Below are 19,507 nucleotides of genomic sequence, written 5' to 3' on the forward strand. Positions count from 1 at the left end.
GAACGTCAGATGGGCATCGAGGAGAAGCTTCCCGCCGGCGTCCTGCTCACCTCGGTGGAGAAGCTGGTCAACTGGTCCCGGAAGTCGTCCGTGTGGGGCGCTACCTTCGGCCTGGCCTGCTGCGCCATCGAGATGATGGCAGCCGGTGGTCCGCACTACGACATGGGCCGCTGGGGCATGGAGGTCTTCCGGGCGTCGCCCCGGCAGGCCGACCTGATGATCGTGGCCGGCCGGGTGAGTCAGAAGATGGCCCCGGTTCTGCGCCAGATCTACGACCAGATGGCCGAGCCCCGCTGGGTGCTCTCGATGGGCGTCTGCGCCAGCAGCGGCGGCATGTTCAACAACTATGCGATCGTGCAGGGCGTCGACCACGTGGTGCCGGTCGACATGTACCTGCCGGGCTGCCCGCCCCGGCCGGAGATGCTCATCGACGCGATCCTCAAGCTCCGCGAGAAGATCATGTATGAGCCGCTGGGCCCGAACGGCCGCAAGATGCTGGCTGCCCGCCAGGAGCGCGGCGACGTTCCGGTCGTGCCCTACGGCTCGATGCCCTCCTCGTACCGCAGCGACAAGGCCCGGCGTGCCGAGTGGACCCGGGCGGTCCGCGAGGGCCGCGAGGAGCAGTTGCGGATCGAGAACTGGATGAACGCTCAGAACCACCTCCACCCGCAGGCAGGCCCCAAATGACGTCACCCACGGACAAGCCCAACGACGGCGGCGTACCGCTGCCGGTGGTGCCGGCCGGCGCCACCAGTGGTGCCCCCGCCGAGTTCCCGCCGGCCAGCCCGGCCGGGCGTGGGATGTTCGGCAACCAGGGCACCGGCGACGTGTCCGGCTACGGCGGCCTGGTCCGCCAGCGCCAGCCCATCGAGGAGGCGTCCCGTCCGTACGGGAGCTACTTCGACGAGGTCCGCGACGCGTTGGAGGAGGCGTACCCGGCCTTCGGCGACGCGATCGAGAAGGTCGTGGTCGACCGGGGTGAGCTGACGCTGCACATCCGCCCGGAACGGATCGCCGAGGTCTGCCAGGTGATGCGCGACGACCTGGCGCTGCGGTTCGAGCTGTGCTCGTCGGTGTCCGGCGCGGACTACCTGGGCGCCGACGAGCGGCGGCTGCACGTGGTCTACCTGCTCACCTCGATGACGTACCGCCGGCGGGTCCGGCTGGAGGCCGCGGTCTCCGTCGAGGCACCGCACCTGCCCAGCGTGACCGCCATCTACCCGACGGCGGACTGGCAGGAGCGCGAGGCGTACGACATGTTCGGCATCGTCTTCGACGGCCACCCCAACCTGACCAGGATCCTCATGCCGGACGACTGGGAGGGCCACCCGCAGCGCAAGGACTACCCGCTCGGCGGTGTGCCCGTCGAGTACAAGGGCGCGGAGATCCAGCCGCCGAACGAGCGGAGGTCGTACCAGTGACGACGTCGAACTACGCCAGCGAGCGCGAGACCGACGAGGGCCGGGTCTTCACCGTCACCGGTGGGGACTGGGACACCATCGTCTCGGGCACCGACCCGATCAACGACGAGCGGATCATCGTCAACATGGGTCCGCAGCACCCGTCCACGCACGGGGTGCTGCGGCTGATCCTGGAGCTGGAGGGCGAGACGGTCCGCGAGGCCCGTTCCGTCGTCGGCTACCTGCACACCGGCATCGAGAAGAACCTCGAATACCGCAACTGGGTTCAGGGCTCGACGTTCGTGACCCGGATGGACTACCTCGCCCCGATCTTCAACGAGACGGCCTACGCCCTCGCCGTCGAGAAGCTGCTCGGCATCACCGACGACATCACCGAGCGGGCCACCACCATCCGCGTGCTGATGATGGAGCTCAACCGGATCTCGTCGCACCTGGTCTGGCTGGCCACCACCGGCATGGAGCTGGGCGCGATCTCGATCATGCTGTACGGCTTCCGCGAGCGGGAGTACATCCTCGACATCTTCGAGACCATCACCGGTCTGCGGATGAACCACGCGTACGTCCGGCCGGGCGGTGTGGCGCAGGACGTGCCGGACGAGGCGATCGTCAAGATCCGCGAGTTCCTCAAGATGATGCCGAAGAAGCTCAAGGAGTACGAGGATCTGCTCTCCGGCCAGCCGATCTGGACCGAGCGGACGAAGAACGTCGCGGTGCTGGACGTGACCGGCTGCGTGGCCCTCGGCATCACCGGGCCGGTGCTGCGCTCCGCCGGTCTCGCCTGGGACCTGCGCAAGACCATGCCGTACTGCGGTTACGAGAACTACGAGTTCGACGTGCCGACCCACCCCGACGGTGACGTGTGGGGCCGCTACCAGGTCCGGCTCGCCGAGATCCGGGAGTCGATGAAGCTGGTCGAGCAGGCCCTGGACCGGCTCCGCCCGGGTCCGGTGATGGTCGCCGACCGCAAGATCGCCTGGCCGGCGCAGCTGGCCATCGGTGTGGACGGCATGGGCAACTCGCTGGAGCACGTCGCGAAGATCATGGGTCAGTCGATGGAGTCGCTGATCCACCACTTCAAGCTGGTGACCGAGGGCTTCCGGGTTCCGCCGGGCCAGGTGTACGTCGCGATCGAGGCTCCCCGGGGCGAGTTGGGCGTGCACGCGGTCTCCGACGGTGGCACCCGGCCGTACCGGGTGCACTACCGCGAGCCCAGCTTCGTCAACCTCCAGGCCCTCCCGGCGATGGCCGAGGGCGGTCTGATCGCCGACGTGATCGCCGGCGGCGCCTCGTTGGACCCGGTGATGGGTGGTTGTGACCGATGAGTGTTTTCACTGACGAGACCCGGGAGCGGGCGCGCGAGATCATCGCCCGCTACCCGGCGGACCGGTCCCGCTCGGCGTTGCTGCCGCTGCTGCACCTGGTGCAGGCCGAGGAGGGGTACGTCTCCCCGGCCGGGGTCACGTTCTGCGCCGAGGTCCTGGGGCTGAACAAGGCCCAGGTCGGCGCGGTGGCGACCTTCTACACGATGTACAAGCGCAAGCCGACCGGTGACTTCCTGGTCAGCGTCTGCACCAACACCATGTGCAACGTGCTCGGTGGCCAGGAGGTCTACGACACCCTGTCCGAGCACCTGGGCGTCGGGCACGACGAGACGACCGCCGACGGCACCATCACGCTGGAGCACGCCGAGTGCCTGGCGGCGTGCGACTACGGCCCGGTGATGACTGTCAACTACGACTTCTTCGACGGCGTGGACGCGTCCACAGCGGTCGGTGTCGTCGACGAGCTGCGGGCGGGCGGGCGGCCGATGCCGACCCGCGGTGCCCGGCTCTGCACCCTCAAGGAAATGGCGGTGCAGCTCGCCGGTTTCGCCGACGAGCGCGAGGGCGCGGTCGCCGACGGTGGGCCGGGTGAGCCCACCCTGCGCGGGCTGCGGTTGGCGCAGGAGCACGGCGTCTCGGTGCCGGGCTTCGACCCGAACACCCCGATCCGCAGCAAGGCCGAGGCCGACAAGGCCGCCGCTGAGGCGAAGGCGAAGGCGGAGGCCGCCAAGCCGGCGCCCGTCGAGGCCAGCGCGGCACCGGTCAAGGGCGGCGACGGGGCGTCCGCCCCGACGGGGGCGGCCGGGGTCGGCGAGCCGGCGAAGCCGGCAGAGGCCACCGGGCCGGCGAAGCCGGCAGACGCCAGTGGCAGCACCACGCGGGACGTGAAAGCACCGGACGACAAGTCGCCGCAGGTGCGTACCGCCGAGACCCGGCAGCCGGACGCGGGCACGGCGGTGCCGGACGCCCCTGGCACCAAGGTCCCGACGGACGGCACCGGCACCGCGCCCGAGGCTGGCGACGCACGGTCGGCCGAGGCCGCCGGTGTGGCGGCCAACGCGCCGGCCGGTGACGGCAAGCCCGCCGGCGACGAGGCCGGGGCGCAGGAGCGCAACCTCACCGAAGCGAAGGCTGGCACGGACGCCGACGGCGCCGGGCCGGCGGACGCGAACGAAACGGGGGCCCAGAAGTGACCACTCCCCGCCCGGAGACCGTGGCCAAGCTGACGCCGGTGCTGACCAAGCGCTGGCTGTCGCCGGACGCCTGGCGTATCGGCACGTACGAGCAACTGGACGGCTACGCCGCACTGCGCAAGGCGCTCAAGGCCCACCCGGACGACCTGATCCAGCTGATCAAGGACTCGGGGCTGCGCGGCCGGGGTGGTGCCGGCTTCCCCACCGGTCTCAAGTGGGGCTTCATCCCGCAGGGCGACGGCAAGCCGCACTACCTGGTGGTCAACGCCGACGAGGGCGAGCCGGGCACCTGCAAGGACCTGCCGCTGATGACCCACGACCCGCACGCGCTGGTCGAGGGCGTGATCATCGCGTCTTACGCGATCCGGGCCAACCGCGCCTACATCTACATCCGGGGCGAGGCGGTGCACGCCGCGCGTCGGCTGCGCAACGCGGTCCAGGAGGCGTACGACAAGGGCTACCTCGGCCGGAACATCCTGCGCAGCGGCTACGACCTGGAGCTGGTGGTGCACTCCGGCGCCGGGCGTACATCTGCGGCGAGGAGACGGCGCTGCTGGACTCGCTGGAAGGCTTCCGGGGGCAGCCCCGGCTGCGCCCGCCGTTCCCGGCCACCCACGGCCTGTACGCGAGCCCGACGGTGGTGAACAACGTCGGCACCATCGCCAGCGTGCCGCCGATCGTGCTCGGCGGGGCCGACTGGTGGAAGAGCATGGGCACCGAGAAGTCCTCCGGGCCGATGATCTATTCGCTGTCCGGTCGGATCGTCAACCCGGGCCAGTACGAGTGCTCGATGGGTGTCACGCTGCGCGAGCTGCTGGAGCTGGCCGGTGGCATGCAGCCTGGGCACAACCTGCGGTTCTGGACCCCGGGTGGCTCGTCCACCCCGCTGCTCGCCGCCGAGCACCTGGACGTGCCACTGGACTTCGAGGGGGTGGCGGCGGCCGGCTCGATCCTGGGCACCACGGCCACCCAGATCTTCTCCGACCAGGACTGCCCGGTCTACGCGACGTACCGGTGGCTGGAGTTCTACCACCACGAGTCGTGCGGCAAGTGCACCCCGTGCCGCGAGGGCAACTACTGGATGGTTCGGGTCTACCGGCGGATCCTCGCAGGTCAGGGCACTCACGAAGACCTGGACACCCTGCTGGACACCTGCGACAACATCCTCGGCCGCTCGTTCTGCGGCCTGGGTGACGGCGCGACCAGCTCGGTGACCTCGTCACTGAAGTACTTCAAGCAGGACTACCTCGACTACATCGAGGGACGTACCGCGCCGAAGCTGTCGGACAAGCAGCTAGTTGGAGCTCACTGATGCGAGCGCGAGGAGTGAGCGGAGCGAGCCCCGCAGTCGCGAGCGAAAGGCAAGCACTGTGACCGACGTAGCAAAGCAGACCGAGACCGTCACGCTCACCATCGACGGCGTCGAGGTCACCGCCCCCAAGGGGACGTTGCTGATCCGGGTCGCCGAGCAGATGGGCACCGAGATCCCCCGGTTCTGCGACCACCCGCTGCTGGCCCCGGCCGGCGCGTGCCGGCAGTGCCTGGTCGAGGTGGAGGGCCAGCGCAAGCCGGTGGCCTCCTGCACCCAGACCGTCGCCGACGGCATGGTCGTGCGTACGCAGATCACCTCCCCGGTGGCCAAGAAGGCGCAGGAGGGGGTGATGGAGCTGCTGCTGCTCAACCACCCGCTGGACTGCCCGATGTGTGACAAGGGCGGTGAGTGCCCGCTCCAGAACCAGGCGATGTCCACCGGCCGCACCGACTCGCGCTTCCACGAGCACAAGCGGGAGTACGAGAAGCCGATGGCGATCAGCAGCCAGGTGCTGCTGGACCGCGAGCGGTGCGTGCTCTGTCAGCGGTGCACCCGGTTCTCCGAGGAGATCGCCGGCGACAAGTTCATCGACCTGATGGGCCGGTCGTCCGCCGAGGAGATCAACATCTACCGGGACGACGCGTACGGCGAAGAGGGCGACGCCGGTGACGTCCCGTTCAACTCCTACTTCTCCGGCAACACCGTGCAGATCTGCCCGGTGGGGGCGCTGACCGGTGCGCAGTACCGCTTCCGGGCCCGCCCGTTCGACCTGGTGTCCAGCCCGAGCGTCTGCGAGCACTGCTCGGCCGGCTGCGGGCAGCGCACCGACTGGCGCCGCGGCAAGGTGCTGCGCCGGCTGGCCGGCGACGAGCCGCAGGTCAACGAGGAGTGGAACTGCGACAAGGGCCGGTGGGGTTTCCAGTACACCCGGGCCGCCGACCGGTTGACCACCCCGCTGGTCCGCGACGAGCACACCGGTGAGCTGCGCGAGGCGTCCTGGAGCGAGGCGCTCACCGTGGCCGCCGAGGGCCTGCACACTGCTCGGGAGAGCGGGCAGGGCACGGCGGTGCTCACCGGCGGCCGGCTGACCGTCGAGGACGCGTACGCGTACGCGAAGTTCGCCCGGGTCGCCCTTACCACCAACGACATCGACTTCCGGGCCCGGCCGGTCTCCCGCGAGGAGGCCGACTTCCTGGCCAGCTCCGTTGCCGGGGTCACCGATGTCACCTACACCGACGTGGAGAACGCGCCGGCGGTGGTGCTGGTCGGCCTGGAGCCGGAGGAGGAGTGCCCGATCCTCTTCCTGCGGCTGCGCAAGGCGTACCTGAAGAAGACCCTGACGGTGTACGCGTTGGCGCCGTTCGCCACCCGCGGCCTGGAGAAGCTCGGCGCCAAGCTGGCCCGGGTCGTGCCGGGCGAGGAGGCCAGCGTGCTCGCCGAGCACGCCACGGTCGCCGAGGCGCTGAGCGCACCGGGCGCGATCCTGATCGTCGGCGAGCGACTGGCCACTGTGCCGGGCGGGCTCTCCGCAGCGGCGGACGTGGCGCGGCGTACCGGCGCGAAGCTGGTGTGGGTGCCGCGGCGCGCGGGTGACCGCGGCGCTGTCGACGCGGGCTGCCTGCCCAACCTGCTCCCCGGTGGACGGCTGGTCACCGAGCCGGCCGCCCGCGCCGAGCTGGGTGAGGCGTGGGACATCCCGGCCGGGGTGATCCCGAGCCAGGCCGGGCGGGACACCGACGGCATCCTCACCGCGGCGGCCAACGGGCAACTCGGCGCGCTGGTCGTCGGCGGCGTCGACCCGGCCGACCTGGCCGACCCGCGACTGGCCGAGGCCGCCCTGGACGCGGTGCCGTTCCTGGTCAGCCTGGAGCTGCGCGCCAGCGCGGTGACCCGGCGGGCGAACGTGGTGCTGCCGGTCGCCCCGGTGGTCGAGAAGGCCGGCAGCTTCCTGGACTGGGAGGGTCGGCTGCGCCCGTTCGAGGCCGTGCTGAACACCGCCGCGATGACCGACGGTCGGGTGCTCGACGCGCTGGCCGCACTGCTCGACGTGCGGCTCGGCACGGCGGATGTGCCGAGCGTGCGTCGTGAGCTGGGCACGCTGCCGGCGACGCGTACGTCCCGGCCGTCCGCACCGTCGGTGGCGCCGGGCCGGGTGCCGCACCCGGCTGCCGGGGAGGCCGTGCTGGCCACCTGGCACCAACTGGTGGACCTCGGCAGCCTGACCGAAGGCGACGAGAACCTCGCGGGCACCGCCCGCCCGCCGGTGGTCCGGCTGGGTAAGGGCACCGCCGAGGCGCTCGGTGTAGCCGACGGCGACGCGGTCACGGTCGGCACCGACCGGGGGGCACTGACCCTGCCGGCGGAGCTCACCGAAATGCCGGACGGCGTGGTCTGGTTGCCGACCAACTCACCCGGCTCGACCGTGCGACGCAGCCTCGGGGCGACGTCCGGCACTGTCGTCCGGATCTCCGTTCCCGCACCGAGCACGGCCATCCCGGCCGGGCGGGTGGCGGCCGACGAGACCGGGCTCCCGGGTCCGCTCCTCAACTCCGGGGGTAACCAGTGACTTCGTCAATCCTGGCCCAGGATCCGACGCTTGCCGACTTCGGCCGGGATCCGTGGTGGCTGGTTCTCGGCAAGATCGTCTTCGCGTTCGCCTTCGGTCTGCTGGCCACCCTGCTCGGTGTCTGGTTCGAGCGGCGCGTGGTCGGTTACATGCAGGTGCGGCCCGGCCCCAACCAGGTCGGCCCGTTCGGCCTGCTGCAGACCCTCGCCGACGGCCTGAAGATGGCCTTCAAGGAGGACATCCTGCCGAAGGCGGCCGACAAGGTCGTCTACTTCTTCGCCCCGACCATCTCGGTGATCTGTGCGGTCACCGCGCTGTCGGTGGTGCCCTTCGGCCCGATGGTGAGCATCTTCGGTCACCACACGCCGTTGCAGGTCACCGACGTGCCGGTGGCGGTGCTGCTGCTGCTCGCCTGCTCGTCGATGGGCGTCTACGGCATCGTGCTGGGTGGTTGGGCCTCCGGCTCGACGTACCCGCTGCTCGGTGGTCTGCGGTCGAGCGCCCAGATGATCTCCTACGAGGTCGCCATGGGCCTGAGCATCGTGGCGGTCTTCATGACCGCCGGCACGATGAGCACCAGCGGGATCGTCGCCGCTCAGGGCGACGCCACGCGGCTGACCATCATGGGCACCGAGATCCCAGCGCCGGGCTGGTACGCGATCCTGCTGCTGCCCAGCTTCATCATCTTCTTCATCGCCACGGTGGGTGAGACCAACCGGGCGCCGTTCGACCTGCCCGAGGCCGAGTCCGAGCTGGTCGCCGGCTTCATGACGGAATACAGCTCGCTGAAGTTCGCGCTCTTCATGCTCAGCGAGTACGTCGCGATGGTGACCATGTCCGCGGTCACCACCACGCTGTTCCTGGGCGGTTGGCGGGCACCCTGGCCGATCACCATCTGGGAGGGCGCCAACTCCGGTTGGTGGCCGATGCTCTGGTTCTTCGGCAAGGTGATCGCGCTGGTCTTCGTCTTCGTCTGGCTGCGCGGCACGCTGCCCCGGCTGCGCTACGACCAGTTCATGCGCCTCGGTTGGAAGGTGCTGCTGCCGATCAACCTGGTCTGGATCCTGGTCCTGTCGGGCCTGCGTTCCATCGAGGACTGGGACACCCGCGGCAAGGTCATCGCGGTCGGCATCCCCGCCGGCCTGCTGCTGATCGCCACGCTGTTCTGGCCCAGCCGCCGGCCGCAGCCGAAGCCGACAACTCAGGAACAGGTCGACAACCGGCCGTACGGGAGCTTCCCGCTGCCACCGATGGATCTTCAGGTACCACCGAGCCCGCGCATCACGCGCGTGGTCGCCGAGCGGGAGCCGGCCAACATCGTTGCCGGCTCGGACTCCAGGGAGGTGTGACGTGGGCGCGATCACCGGAACGTTCAAGGGATTCGGTGTCACCTTCTCGCACATGTTCAGGAAGGTCGTCACGACCGACTACCCGTTCAAGCCGCCGGTGTCGGCGCCGCGCTACCACGGGCGGCACATCCTCAACCGGCACCCGGACGGCCTGGAGAAGTGCATCGGCTGCGAGCTGTGCGCCTGGGCCTGCCCGGCGGACGCGATCTACGTGGAGGGTGGCGACAACACCGACGAGCAGCGCTTCTCGCCGGGTGAGCGGTACGCCAGCATCTACCAGATCAACTACGCCCGCTGCATCTTCTGTGGGCTGTGCATCGAGGCCTGCCCGACCCGTTCGCTCACCATGAGCAACGAGTACGAGCTGGCCCGGGACAACCGGCAGGACCTCATCTTCACCAAGGAGCAGTTGCTCGCGCCGTTGCTGGAGGGCATGGAGCAGCCTCCGCACCCGATGCGGCTGGGTGACAGCGAGAAGGACTACTACGTCGGCGCGCTGGACAACCCGGGCACCTCCGCCGGTGCGGAGAGGTCCCCGATGGGTCCCGGCCGCTACCAGGTCGAGGAGCACCCGGGCGTGACGTTCCCGGGCGCCGAGCAGGCCGCCCAGCGCGCGGCTGCCGGCAAGGGAGAGGAAGCATGACCACGTCTACGGTGCTCGCCGCGGCGGGTTCGGTCTCCACCGGCGAGGCGGTCACCTTCTGGATCCTCGCCCCGCTCGCGCTGCTCGGCGGAATCGGGATGGTGGCCGCGCGCAACGCCGTGCACTCGGCGCTGTGGCTGGTGCTGACCATGCTCTGCCTGGGCGTGTTCTACGTCCTCCAGGCCGGTCCGTTCATCGGCATGGTGCAGATCATCGTCTACACCGGCGCGATCATGATGCTGTTCCTCTTCGTGCTGATGCTGGTCGGTCGGGACTCCACGGACTCCCTGATCGAGACGCTGCGCGGCCAGCGCGTCGCCGCGATCGTGCTCGGCCTGGGCTTCGCCGGCCTGGTCGGCACCGGCCTTTACCAGGCGCTGGACCGGACCAACCCGGTCGGCCTGGAGCAGGTCAACGCCGAGGGGAACGTGCAAGGCATCGCCCGGCTGTTGTTCACCAAGTACGTCTTCGCGTTCGAGCTGACCTCGGCGCTGCTGATCACTGCGGCGGTCGGTGCCATGGTGCTGGCCCACGTGGAGCGGCGTAAGCAGGACAAGGTCGACCAGGTGTCGACCATGAAGGCACGCTTCGCCCCGGGCAACTACCCCGGGCCGAAGCCGGGCCCCGGCGTCTTCGCGACCTCGTCCTCGGTGGCCACCCCGGCCCGGCTGCCCGACGGCCGCCTGACCGACCGCAGCACCCCGGCGATCCTTCCGCAGCGCGAGCTGACCGCCGAGGAGACCTCGCTGAAGGGGACGGACCGGTGAGCGCGAGGAGTGCAGCGGAGCGGAGCCCCGCAGTCGCGAACGGAAGGCAAACCAAGTAATGGGAACGTTCTTCTCGGTCGAGCCGACCTACTACCTCGTCCTCGCCGCGGTGCTCTTCACCATCGGCGCAGCCGGGGTGCTGATCCGGCGCAACGCGATCGTGCTGTTCATGTGCGTGGAGCTGATGCTCAACGCCGCCAACCTGACGCTGGTCACCTTCAGCCGGATCAACGGTGACCTCAACGGCCAGATCATGGCGTTCTTCGTGATGGTGGTGGCGGCGGCCGAGGTCGTGGTCGGGCTCGCGATCATCATGTCCATCTTCCGGACGCGACGCTCGGCGAGTGTCGACGACGCCAACCTGCTCAAGTACTAGAGGGGTCCACCGGTGGAAGAGACTGTGGAATACGCCCAGGCCACGGGGCTGCTCGGGGGCGTCTGGCTGCTGGTGGCGATCCCGCTGCTCAGCGCGGCCATCCTGCTGCTGCTCGGCCGGCGGGCCGACCGCTGGGGGCACTGGTTGGGTGTTGCCGCCATCGGCGCCGCCTTCGTGCTCGGCCTGTCCTTCTTCTTCCAGCTGCGTGGCCTGGAGAACAAGTCGGTCGAGCTGAGCCTCTGGGACTTCATCGCGGTCGGTGACCTGCGCGTCGACTTCGGCCTGCTGTTCGACCCGCTGGCCGCGGTCTTCGTGCTGCTGATCACCGGGGTGGGCTTCCTGATCCACCTGTACGCGGTCGAGTACATGGCGCACGACGCGGGTCGTCGGCGGTTCTTCGCGTACTTCAACCTGTTCGTCGCGGCGATGCTGCTGTTGGTGCTCGGCAACAACTACGTGATGCTCTACTTCGGCTGGGAGGGCGTCGGTCTGGCGTCGTACCTGCTGATCTCCTTCTGGACCGAGCGGCCGAGCGCGGCCACCGCCGGCAAGAAGGCGTTCCTGATGAACCGGGTCGGCGACGCCGGCCTGGCCATCGGCATCTTCATCATGTTCGCCACCCTGGGCACCACCCAGTACGACGAGGTGTTCAACGGCGTCGGCGCGCTGACCGGCACCACCGTGCTGGTCCTCGGCCTGTTGCTGTTGCTCGGTGCGGCCGGCAAGTCCGGTCAGTTCCCGCTGCAGGCGTGGTTGCCGGACGCGATGGAGGGCCCGACCCCGGTGTCGGCGCTCATCCACGCGGCCACCATGGTCACCGCGGGCGTCTACCTGATCGCCCGGTCCAACCCGATCTTCTCCGCCAACTCGACGCTCCAGCTCGTGGTGGTCAGCGTCGGCGCGCTCACGCTGCTGATCGGCTGCATCATCGGCGCGGCCAAGGACGACATCAAGCGGGTGCTCGCCTGGTCGACGGTGAGTCAGATCGGCTACATGTTCCTCGGCGTCGGCCTGGGCGGTGGGGCGTACGCGCTGGCCATCGTGCACCTGCTGGCGCACGGCTTCTTCAAGGCCAACATGTTCCTGGGCGCCGGCTCGGTGATGCACGGCATGAAGGACCAGGTCGACATCCGCCGCTTCGGTGGCCTCTCGAAGCACATGAAGATCACCTGGCTGACCTTCATGATGGGCTGGCTGGCGATCATCGGCATGTTCCCGTTCTCTGGCTTCTTCTCCAAGGAGCCGATCATCGTGGCCGCCTTCGAGCGGGAGGACTGGACCGCCTGGCTCTTCGGCGGTGCGGCGCTGCTCGGTGCCGGACTGACCGCGTTCTACATGACCCGACTGTTCGTGCTCACGTTCCATGGGCCGCAGCGGTGGACCGAGGACATCGAGCACCCGCACGAGTCGCCGAAGCTGATGACCATCCCGCTGATCCTGCTGGCGGTCGGCTCTGTTGGTGCCGGCTTCCTGCTCTCCACGTCCGTTCCGGACTGGCTGACGGCCACCGCCGGCCTGGGCGGCGAGCACGGGGAGCACGAGGCGGTCCTCTCGCACGCCGTCATCACCACCCTGTCGCTGCTGGTCACCGTGCTCGGTGCCGGGCTCGCCTGGTTCCTGTTCCGGGCCGGGACGGCCACCGCGCCGCAGCCGGCCGGGGTGCTGGTCACCGCCGCCCGGCGCAACCTCTACACCGACGCGGTCAACGAGGCCGTCTTCGAGAAGCCGGGCATCTTCCTCACCCGAGCGCTGGTGTACCTCGACAACCGGGGCATCGACGGGCTGGTCAACGGGCTTGCCGCCGCGGTCGGCGGTGGCTCGGGTCGGCTCCGGCGGATGCAGACCGGCTTCGTCCGCTCGTACGCCACCTCGATCCTGGCCGGTGCGCTGCTGGTGATGGCGGCGTTCCTGGCGGTGCAGGCCGGGTGGTTGGCGTGATCGACCTGTTCCCGGCCGCCCCCGCCGGCGGACCACGCAGTGACGACGGAGGTAAGGCCGCATAATGTCCAACTTCCCGTTCCTCTCGGTGCTCACCGTGGCGCCGCTGGTGGGCGCCCTGGTGGTGGCCTTCCTGCCGCGCCACCGGCCGGAGCTGGCCAAGCAGGTGGCGTTCGCCTGGTCGCTGCTCGTGCTGGTGCTCTCGGTGGTGATGTGGGTCAGCTTCAACGCAGGCGGTGACCGGTTCCAGTTCCGCGAGTCGTACTCGTGGATCCCGAACTGGGGCGTCAGCTTCACCTTCGCCGCCGACGGCATCGCGCTGGTGATGCTGATGCTGATCGCGGTGCTGGTGCCGTTGGTGATCCTGGCCTCCTGGCACGACGCGGAGTCGTCGAAGCGGTCGGTGCCCGTCTACTTCGCGCTGCTGCTGGTCCTCGAGTGCACGATGATCGGTGTCTTCGCGGCCGCCGACGTCTTCCTGTTCTACGTGTTCTTCGAGGTCATGCTGGTCCCGATGTACTTCCTGATCGGCAGCTACGGCGGCCACCAGCGGCAGTACGCGGCGGTGAAGTTCTTCCTCTACTCGCTGGTCGGCGGTCTGTTCATGCTGGCCGCCGTGATCGGCCTGTGGGTGGTCGGCGGCAAGACCTTCGACTGGCAGGCGCTGTCCCAGGTCGACATCAGCACCGGCACCGAGCGGTGGCTGTTCCTCGGCTTCTTCCTCGCGTTCGCCATCAAGGCGCCGTTCTTCCCGTTCCACACCTGGCTGCCCGACGCCGGTGGTGCGGCCCCGGCGGGAGCGGCGGCACTGCTGGTCGGTGTGCTGGACAAGGTCGGCACGTTCGGCATCCTGCGCTACTGCCTGCCGCTGTTCCCGGAGGCGTCGAAGTGGTTCGCGCCGTGGGCGCTGGCGCTGGGTGTGATCGGCATCGTCTACGCAGCGCTGCTGGCGGTCGGGCAGAACGACCTCAAGCGGCTGGTGTCGTACACCTCGATCGCGCACTTCGGCTTCATCGGGGTGGGCATCTTCGCCTTCACCACCCAGGCCGGCACCGGCGCGGTGCTCTACATGCTCAACCACGGGCTCGCCACCGGTCTGCTCTTCCTGGTGGTGGGCATGCTGATCAGCCGGCGCGGCTCGTCGTTGATCAGCGACTTCGGCGGCGCCGGCAAGTTGGTTCCGGTGCTCGCCGGTGTGCTCTTCTTCGCCGGTCTCGCCTCGCTCGCACTGCCCGGCACGGCGCCGTTCATCTCCGAGTTCCTGGTGCTGATCGGCACCTTCACGGTGAACAAGCCGGTCGCGATCATCGCCACGCTCGGCATCATCCTGGCCGCCGCGTACGTGCTGTGGATGGTGCAGCGCACCACCCAGGGCACGCTCAACCCGGCTCTCACCGAGGTCGACGGGATGCGCAAGGACCTCAACCTGCGCGAGAAGGTCGTGGTCGCCCCACTGATCGCGCTGATCGTGCTGCTCGGCTTCTTCCCCAAGCCGGTCACTGACGTGATCAACCCGGCCGTCCAGGCGACCATGGACGACATCGGCAGAACCGACCCGGCGCCGTCCGTGGGCGGCACCGTCCAGGAGGCGGCAAAGTGACCGAGCTGAAACTGCCGTCGATCGACTACGCGGCGATCTCCCCGATCCTGATCATGCTGGGCACGGCGTTGCTCGGCGTGCTCGTCGAGGCGCTGGTGCCTCGTCGTTGGCGGCACGTGGTGCAGCTGACGCTTGCGCTGCTCGCGGTGCTCGCCGCGCTGACCATGGTGGTCCTCAACTCCGATGAGCGGATCATCACCGCCGGCCAGGCGCTCGCGATCGACGGGCCGACGCTGTTCCTCCAGGGCGCGATCCTGGTGCTGGCCGCGATGGCGCTGCTGCTGATCGGCGACCGCTCGGTCGAGCGGGGCGGGGCGTTCGTCGCCCAGGCCGCGGTGACCGCCGAGTCGGCCGACGACCGGCGGCAGGCCGAGGGGCGCAACGGCCTCACCGAGGTCTACCCGCTCACCACGTTCGCGATCGGCGGCATGCTGATCTTCGTGGCGGCGAACGACCTGCTGACCATGTTCATCGCGCTGGAGGTCTTCTCCCTTCCGCTCTACCTGCTCTGCGCGCTGGCCCGTCGCCGGCGTCTGCTGAGCCAGGAGGCGGCGATGAAGTACTTCCTGCTCGGCGCGTACGCCTCCGCGTTCTTCCTGTTCGGCGTGGCCCTGATCTACGGCTTCACCTCGGGCATCCCGGGCCGGACGGCCGGCGTCGACTTCGCCACCATCCACGCTGCGGTGAGCGAGTCCCCGGCCAGCAAGGTGCTGCTCTTCGCCGGCATGGCACTGCTCTCGATCGGTCTGCTCTTCAAGGCCGCGGCGGCGCCGTTCCACGTCTGGACCCCGGACGTGTACCAGGGCGCGCCGACCCCGGTCACCGGCTTCATGGCGGCCTGCACCAAGGTCGCCGCGTTCGGTGCCCTGCTGCGCGTCTTCCACGTCGCGTTCACCGACGCCTCCTGGGACTTCACCCCGGTCCTCGGCGCGGTGGCGGTGCTGACCATGCTGATCGGTGCAGTGCTCGCGGTCACCCAGACCGACATCAAGCGGCTGCTCGCGTACTCCTCGATCGCCAACGCCGGCTACCTGCTGGTCGGCGTGCTGGCACCGAGCCGCGACGGGCTCTCCGGCACGATGTTCTACCTGGTCGCGTACGGCTTCTCGGTGCTGGCCGCGTTCGCGGTGGTGACCCTGGTGCGGGACGCCGACGGGGAGGCCACCCACCTGTCCCGCTGGGCCGGGCTGGGTCGGCGGTCGCCGTTCTTCGCCGGGCTGTTCACCTTCATCCTGCTGGCCTTCGCCGGTATTCCGCTGACCAGCGGCTTCACCAGCAAGTTCGCCATCTTCGGGCCGGCCCTGGAGGGTGGTCAGGCCTGGCTGGTGATCGCCGGTGTGCTGACCAGCATGGTGCTGGCGTTCCCGTACCTGCGGGTCGTGGTGATGATGTGGCTCTCCGAGCCGGGCGAGTCCACCCCGACCGTCATGGTGCCCGGCGGGCTCACCTCCGCCGCCCTGATGATCGGCGTGCTGGCCACTCTGGTGCTGGGCATCGCCCCGGCGCCGCTGCTCGATCTGGCCACCGGAGCTGCCGAATTCGTGCGATGACCGAAGGATCGACCACCGGGGGCCGGCTCGTGTTCACGTGCCGGCCCCCGGTGCGTATCCCCGACCCGGAGCAGGTCGAACGGGTGTGGCATGGTTGATGGTGTGGTGAATCCGGCGGGCGAGCGTTCAGGTGCCTCCGGCTCCGGCGGTCGGCGGGGTCGGGCGAGCACGAGTCAGTTCGGCGCGCTCGGCCTCAATCTCGCCGATCCCCGCGTCGAGGCGTCCGTGTTGGGTCTGCTGGAGACGGTCGAGGTCGAGCTGCGGGCCAGTGTCTCCAGCGCCGACCCGTTCGTCACCGAGGCCGCCCGGCACCTCCTGGAGGCCGGCGGCAAGCGTTTCCGGCCGCTGCTGGTGGCGCTCGGTGCCCAGTTCGGTGATCCCACCGGTGCGCAGGTCGTTCCGGCCGCCGTGGTGATGGAGCTCACTCACCTCGCCACCCTCTACCACGACGACGTGATGGACGAGGCCGCCGTCCGCCGGGGCGCGCCCAGCGCGAACTCCCGCTGGACTAACTCGGTCGCGATCCTGGTCGGCGACTATCTCTTCGCCCGTGCGGCGGACATCGCCGCCGACCTGGGCCCCGAGGCGGTCCGGTTGCAGGCGCGCACCTTCGCCCGGCTGGTGCACGGCCAGATCGCGGAGACGGTCGGGCCGCGCGCCGATGACGACCCGGTGACCCACTATCTCAACGTGATCGCCGACAAGACCGGCTCGCTGATCGCCACGTCGGCACGCTTCGGCGGCATGTTCGGTGGCGCACCGGCCGAGCACGTGGAGGCCCTCGCCGGATACGGCGAGACGATCGGCGTCGCCTTCCAACTCTCCGACGACCTGCTCGACATCGCCTCCGAGTCGGTGCAGTCGGGCAAGACGCCCGGCACGGACCTGCGCGAGGGCGTCCCGACCCTGCCGGTGCTCTACGCCCGCGCGGCGGACGACTCCGACGCGTCCTCGGTGCGACTGCGGGAGATCCTGGCGACCGGCCCGCTGACCGACGACGCGCTGCACGCCGAGGCATTGGGTCTGCTGCGCGAGAGCCCCGCGCTCAAGCGCGCCCGGGAGACCGTGCGCAGTTACGCCGAGGACGCCCGTGCGCGCCTCGCCCCGCTGCCCGAGGGCCCGTCCCGGCACGCCCTCGAATCGCTCTGCGACTACATCGCCGACCGCACCAGCTGATCGTCACCCCGGCTCGCCGCACTGGTGACGCGGGTCAACAGGCGGCCACCGCAGAGCATGAGGACGGCCGCGAGCAGCATGGACACCGCCGAGGCGGTCCACATGGCCGGATAGCCGAGGTGGGCGGCCAGTGGGCCGAGGGTCAACGGGCCGAGGCAGCCGCCCGCGTACACCCCGGTCTGGGTGATCGAGGTGGCGGCGGCCGGTGACTGCGGGTGGAGTCGGACCACCGCGAACGTCATCAGGCCGGGCCAGGCCCAACCCAGGCCGAAGCCGAGCACCACGCCGGCCACCAGCGGCACCGGGCCGGTCAACGCGAGCAGGCCCAGTCCGGCCGCACCGACGACCAGCATCGCGGCGATGACGGCGACGTGACCGGTGACGCGGCGGTCGGCGAGCCAGCCGGCACCCACCCGCGCGGTCATGCAGATCGCACTGCCCAGCGTCAGGGTGAGGCCGGCGAGGCCCGGCGACATGCCCCGGGCCGCCGCGGAGTCCACCAGGAAGGTGCCCAGCGCGTTCGCTGCGGCAGCGGCCAACGTCGCCGCCGCGCCGACCACCACCAACGCCGCAGTGGCCCGGCCAGCGCGCGTCGCGCCGGCCCGCCGCGCCCGCAGGGGCACCTGCCGGGGTACGGCGGCCAGCGTCATCGTCGCGACCACGGCCGCCGCCACGAACGCCCAGCGCCAGCCGACGGTCAGCGCGATGGTGGGCACCGCCGCCCCGGCCAGCAGTGTGGAGACCGGGATGGCGGCCTGCTTGACGCCGAACGACAGCCCCTGCCGTCGGGCCGGCACGTGCTGGGCCAGCGCGGCGTTGCTGGCCAACTGGCCGAGCGCGTTCGCGGCGGCGCTGAGCGCCAGCAACCCGACCAGCACCGGGTACGAGCGGGCGAAGGCCGCCACGGCCAGCATCGACCCGGCGGCCAGCACGATGCCGCAGCGGGCCACCGGGGCCGCTCCGTACCGCTCGACGAGGCGGCCGGAGGGCACCGAGGCCAGCGCGCTGACCCCGAAGTAGACGGACACGGCCAGGCCGAGGCCGGCCGGGGAGAAGTCGAGGTCCCTGCCCATCTGCACGGCGAGACCACCGAGCAGGAAGACGGGGAGTACGCAGGCCACGGTGGTGGCCACTGCGCCGGCGCTCGCCCTGATCGGGTGGGAGGGGGCGACGGTCGGGTCGGAGGTGATGGCGTTGTTGGTCATCGTCCGGCAAACCTACGTGAGACTCGCTCAGGCCACTCCTGGTGACGGTCGGGGCACAACGAGTGGATGGTGATCTGGCATCCTCGACCCGAACAGGCATTTCGCACCGGGCCTGTTTTTCATATGGTGTAAGTCCCCGGCGGCGGAGGTGGTTGTGCGCGACCCCTTGGCAGAACCTTCGGACCTGATCCGCAGCGTGTCCCGAGCGCTGCGGGTGCTGGAGTCGGTCGGTCGCGCCCCGAAAGGCCTGACCGTCAAGCAGATCGCTCGACGGTGCGAGCTGACCGTGGCCACGACCTACCACCTGGTCCGCACCCTGGCCTACGAGGGCTACGTGATCCGTCGCGAGGACGGCACGTACATCGTGGGGTTGGAGGTGGCCGACCGGTACCGGGAGCTGGTGACCGCGTTCCGGGGCCCGCCAGCGGTCGGTGAGACGCTGCGGCGGGCCGCACTGGACACCGGCTACAGCCACTACCTGGGTCGCTTCGTCGGCGGTCAGGTGGCCCTCACGGCGGTCGCCGAGGGGCACCGGTCGCCCTACCTGGAGGACCTGGTCCCTGGCTTCGACGAGGGGGCGCACGCGACGGCCCTGGGCAAGTCGCTGCTCGCCACCCTCACTGTCGACCAGCGCAACCGCTACCTGCGCGAATACGGCATGCGCCCGTTCACCACGGCCACGTTGACCACCACCGAGACGTTCGAGGCCGACCTGGCCGCCGGCGACCGGCGTGGCATGCAGTTGGAGATGGGCCAGTTCCGTCAGGGGGTGGCCTGCGCGGCGGTGCTCGTCGCGCCGGACAAGGACATGGAACGCCGCGTCGTGCTGGCCTGCGCGTTGCCGGCCAGCGAAATGATGACCTCCGCCCGGGTGGTGCGCGCCAAACTGCTCACCGTGGCCCGCAGCGTCGCCGACGGCATCGCCTCCGACAACTGACCCACCCACGCATGAGAGGCCCTCTCCCAGGCTGGGAGAGGGCCTCTCGCGGCGGCCCAGCGCCGGACCGCCTGAGCAACGTCAGCTGCCCACCGGGCCGCCGCCGAGACGCGGGTGCCATGGCGGGTGCCGGTTAACAGGGGGAGCATCCG

At 70.0% G+C, this 19,507-nt stretch carries 15 protein-coding genes and 1 pseudogene; 15 read left to right on the plus strand and 1 reads right to left on the minus strand.

The annotated features are described in order from the left end of the window. Positions 1-9 precede the first annotated feature (9 nt). The 14 genes and pseudogenes from AC3CF1_RS21355 (at position 10) to AC3CF1_RS21420 (ending at position 17,213) form a co-directional block, all read left to right on the plus strand. A complete protein-coding gene (locus AC3CF1_RS21355; protein ID WP_030486262.1) occupies positions 10-687 on the plus strand; it encodes a NuoB/complex I 20 kDa subunit family protein in 678 nt (225 codons plus the stop codon). Beyond that, positions 684-1,421 (plus strand): NADH-quinone oxidoreductase subunit C, encoded by a 738-nt coding sequence (locus AC3CF1_RS21360; RefSeq protein WP_099849906.1) that lies wholly within the window; start codon positions 684-686, stop codon positions 1,419-1,421. Before AC3CF1_RS21355 ends, AC3CF1_RS21360 begins: the two co-directional genes overlap by 4 nt. Further along, positions 1,418-2,743: an NADH-quinone oxidoreductase subunit D gene (locus AC3CF1_RS21365; protein ID WP_328368125.1), complete on the plus strand. Its 1,326-nt coding sequence runs from the start codon at positions 1,418-1,420 to the stop codon at positions 2,741-2,743. Before AC3CF1_RS21360 ends, AC3CF1_RS21365 begins: the two co-directional genes overlap by 4 nt. Next, positions 2,740-3,936, plus strand: coding sequence for an NADH-quinone oxidoreductase subunit NuoE (gene nuoE, locus AC3CF1_RS21370; RefSeq protein WP_393391882.1), 1,197 nt, complete (start codon positions 2,740-2,742; stop codon positions 3,934-3,936). The genes AC3CF1_RS21365 and nuoE overlap by 4 nt, the downstream gene beginning before the upstream one ends. Beyond that, a pseudogene (nuoF, locus tag AC3CF1_RS21375) lies at positions 3,933-5,248 on the plus strand (NADH-quinone oxidoreductase subunit NuoF). The gene nuoE and the pseudogene nuoF overlap by 4 nt, the downstream one beginning before the upstream one ends. A 58-nt stretch (positions 5,249-5,306) precedes the next feature. Then, positions 5,307-7,814, plus strand: a complete 2,508-nt coding sequence (locus tag AC3CF1_RS21380) for an NADH-quinone oxidoreductase subunit G (RefSeq protein ID WP_488451126.1) — start codon at positions 5,307-5,309, stop codon at positions 7,812-7,814. Continuing rightward, positions 7,811-9,163, plus strand: coding sequence for an NADH-quinone oxidoreductase subunit NuoH (gene nuoH, locus AC3CF1_RS21385; protein WP_088951132.1), 1,353 nt, complete (start codon positions 7,811-7,813; stop codon positions 9,161-9,163). The genes AC3CF1_RS21380 and nuoH overlap by 4 nt, the downstream gene beginning before the upstream one ends. A 1-nt stretch (position 9,164) precedes the next feature. Then, positions 9,165-9,806, plus strand: a complete 642-nt coding sequence (gene nuoI / locus AC3CF1_RS21390; protein WP_354982962.1) for an NADH-quinone oxidoreductase subunit NuoI — start codon at positions 9,165-9,167, stop codon at positions 9,804-9,806. After that, on the plus strand, positions 9,803-10,573 hold the full coding sequence (locus AC3CF1_RS21395) for an NADH-quinone oxidoreductase subunit J (protein WP_354982963.1): 771 nt from the start codon (positions 9,803-9,805) through the stop codon (positions 10,571-10,573). The genes nuoI and AC3CF1_RS21395 overlap by 4 nt, the downstream gene beginning before the upstream one ends. Before the next feature lie 58 nt (positions 10,574-10,631). Then, positions 10,632-10,949, plus strand: a complete 318-nt coding sequence (gene nuoK, locus AC3CF1_RS21400; RefSeq protein ID WP_088951135.1) for an NADH-quinone oxidoreductase subunit NuoK — start codon at positions 10,632-10,634, stop codon at positions 10,947-10,949. A 12-nt stretch (positions 10,950-10,961) separates the two neighbouring features. Further along, positions 10,962-12,887, plus strand: coding sequence for an NADH-quinone oxidoreductase subunit L (gene nuoL / locus AC3CF1_RS21405; RefSeq protein ID WP_088951136.1), 1,926 nt, complete (start codon positions 10,962-10,964; stop codon positions 12,885-12,887). Between the two features lie 64 nt (positions 12,888-12,951). Then, positions 12,952-14,487: an NADH-quinone oxidoreductase subunit M gene (locus AC3CF1_RS21410; RefSeq protein WP_179781779.1), complete on the plus strand. Its 1,536-nt coding sequence runs from the start codon at positions 12,952-12,954 to the stop codon at positions 14,485-14,487. Further along, a complete protein-coding gene (nuoN, locus tag AC3CF1_RS21415) occupies positions 14,484-16,037 on the plus strand; it encodes an NADH-quinone oxidoreductase subunit NuoN (RefSeq protein ID WP_355161184.1) in 1,554 nt (517 codons plus the stop codon). Before AC3CF1_RS21410 ends, nuoN begins: the two co-directional genes overlap by 4 nt. A 90-nt stretch (positions 16,038-16,127) precedes the next feature. Beyond that, positions 16,128-17,213, plus strand: coding sequence for a polyprenyl synthetase family protein (locus tag AC3CF1_RS21420; RefSeq protein WP_141907608.1), 1,086 nt, complete (start codon positions 16,128-16,130; stop codon positions 17,211-17,213). Here the strand turns inward: AC3CF1_RS21420 and AC3CF1_RS21425 are convergent. After that, positions 17,189-18,418 (minus strand): MFS transporter, encoded by a 1,230-nt coding sequence (locus tag AC3CF1_RS21425; protein ID WP_488451127.1) that lies wholly within the window; start codon positions 18,416-18,418, stop codon positions 17,189-17,191. The two genes, AC3CF1_RS21420 and AC3CF1_RS21425, sit on opposite strands and share 25 nt — an antisense overlap. A 154-nt stretch (positions 18,419-18,572) precedes the next feature. On the opposite strand from AC3CF1_RS21425, the gene AC3CF1_RS21430 reads away from it, so the two are divergent. Beyond that, on the plus strand, positions 18,573-19,355 hold the full coding sequence (locus AC3CF1_RS21430) for an IclR family transcriptional regulator (protein WP_088951141.1): 783 nt from the start codon (positions 18,573-18,575) through the stop codon (positions 19,353-19,355). The last annotated feature ends 152 nt before the right edge of the window (positions 19,356-19,507 follow it).

The organism is Micromonospora sp. MGP-C2 (genome assembly GCF_057766525.1).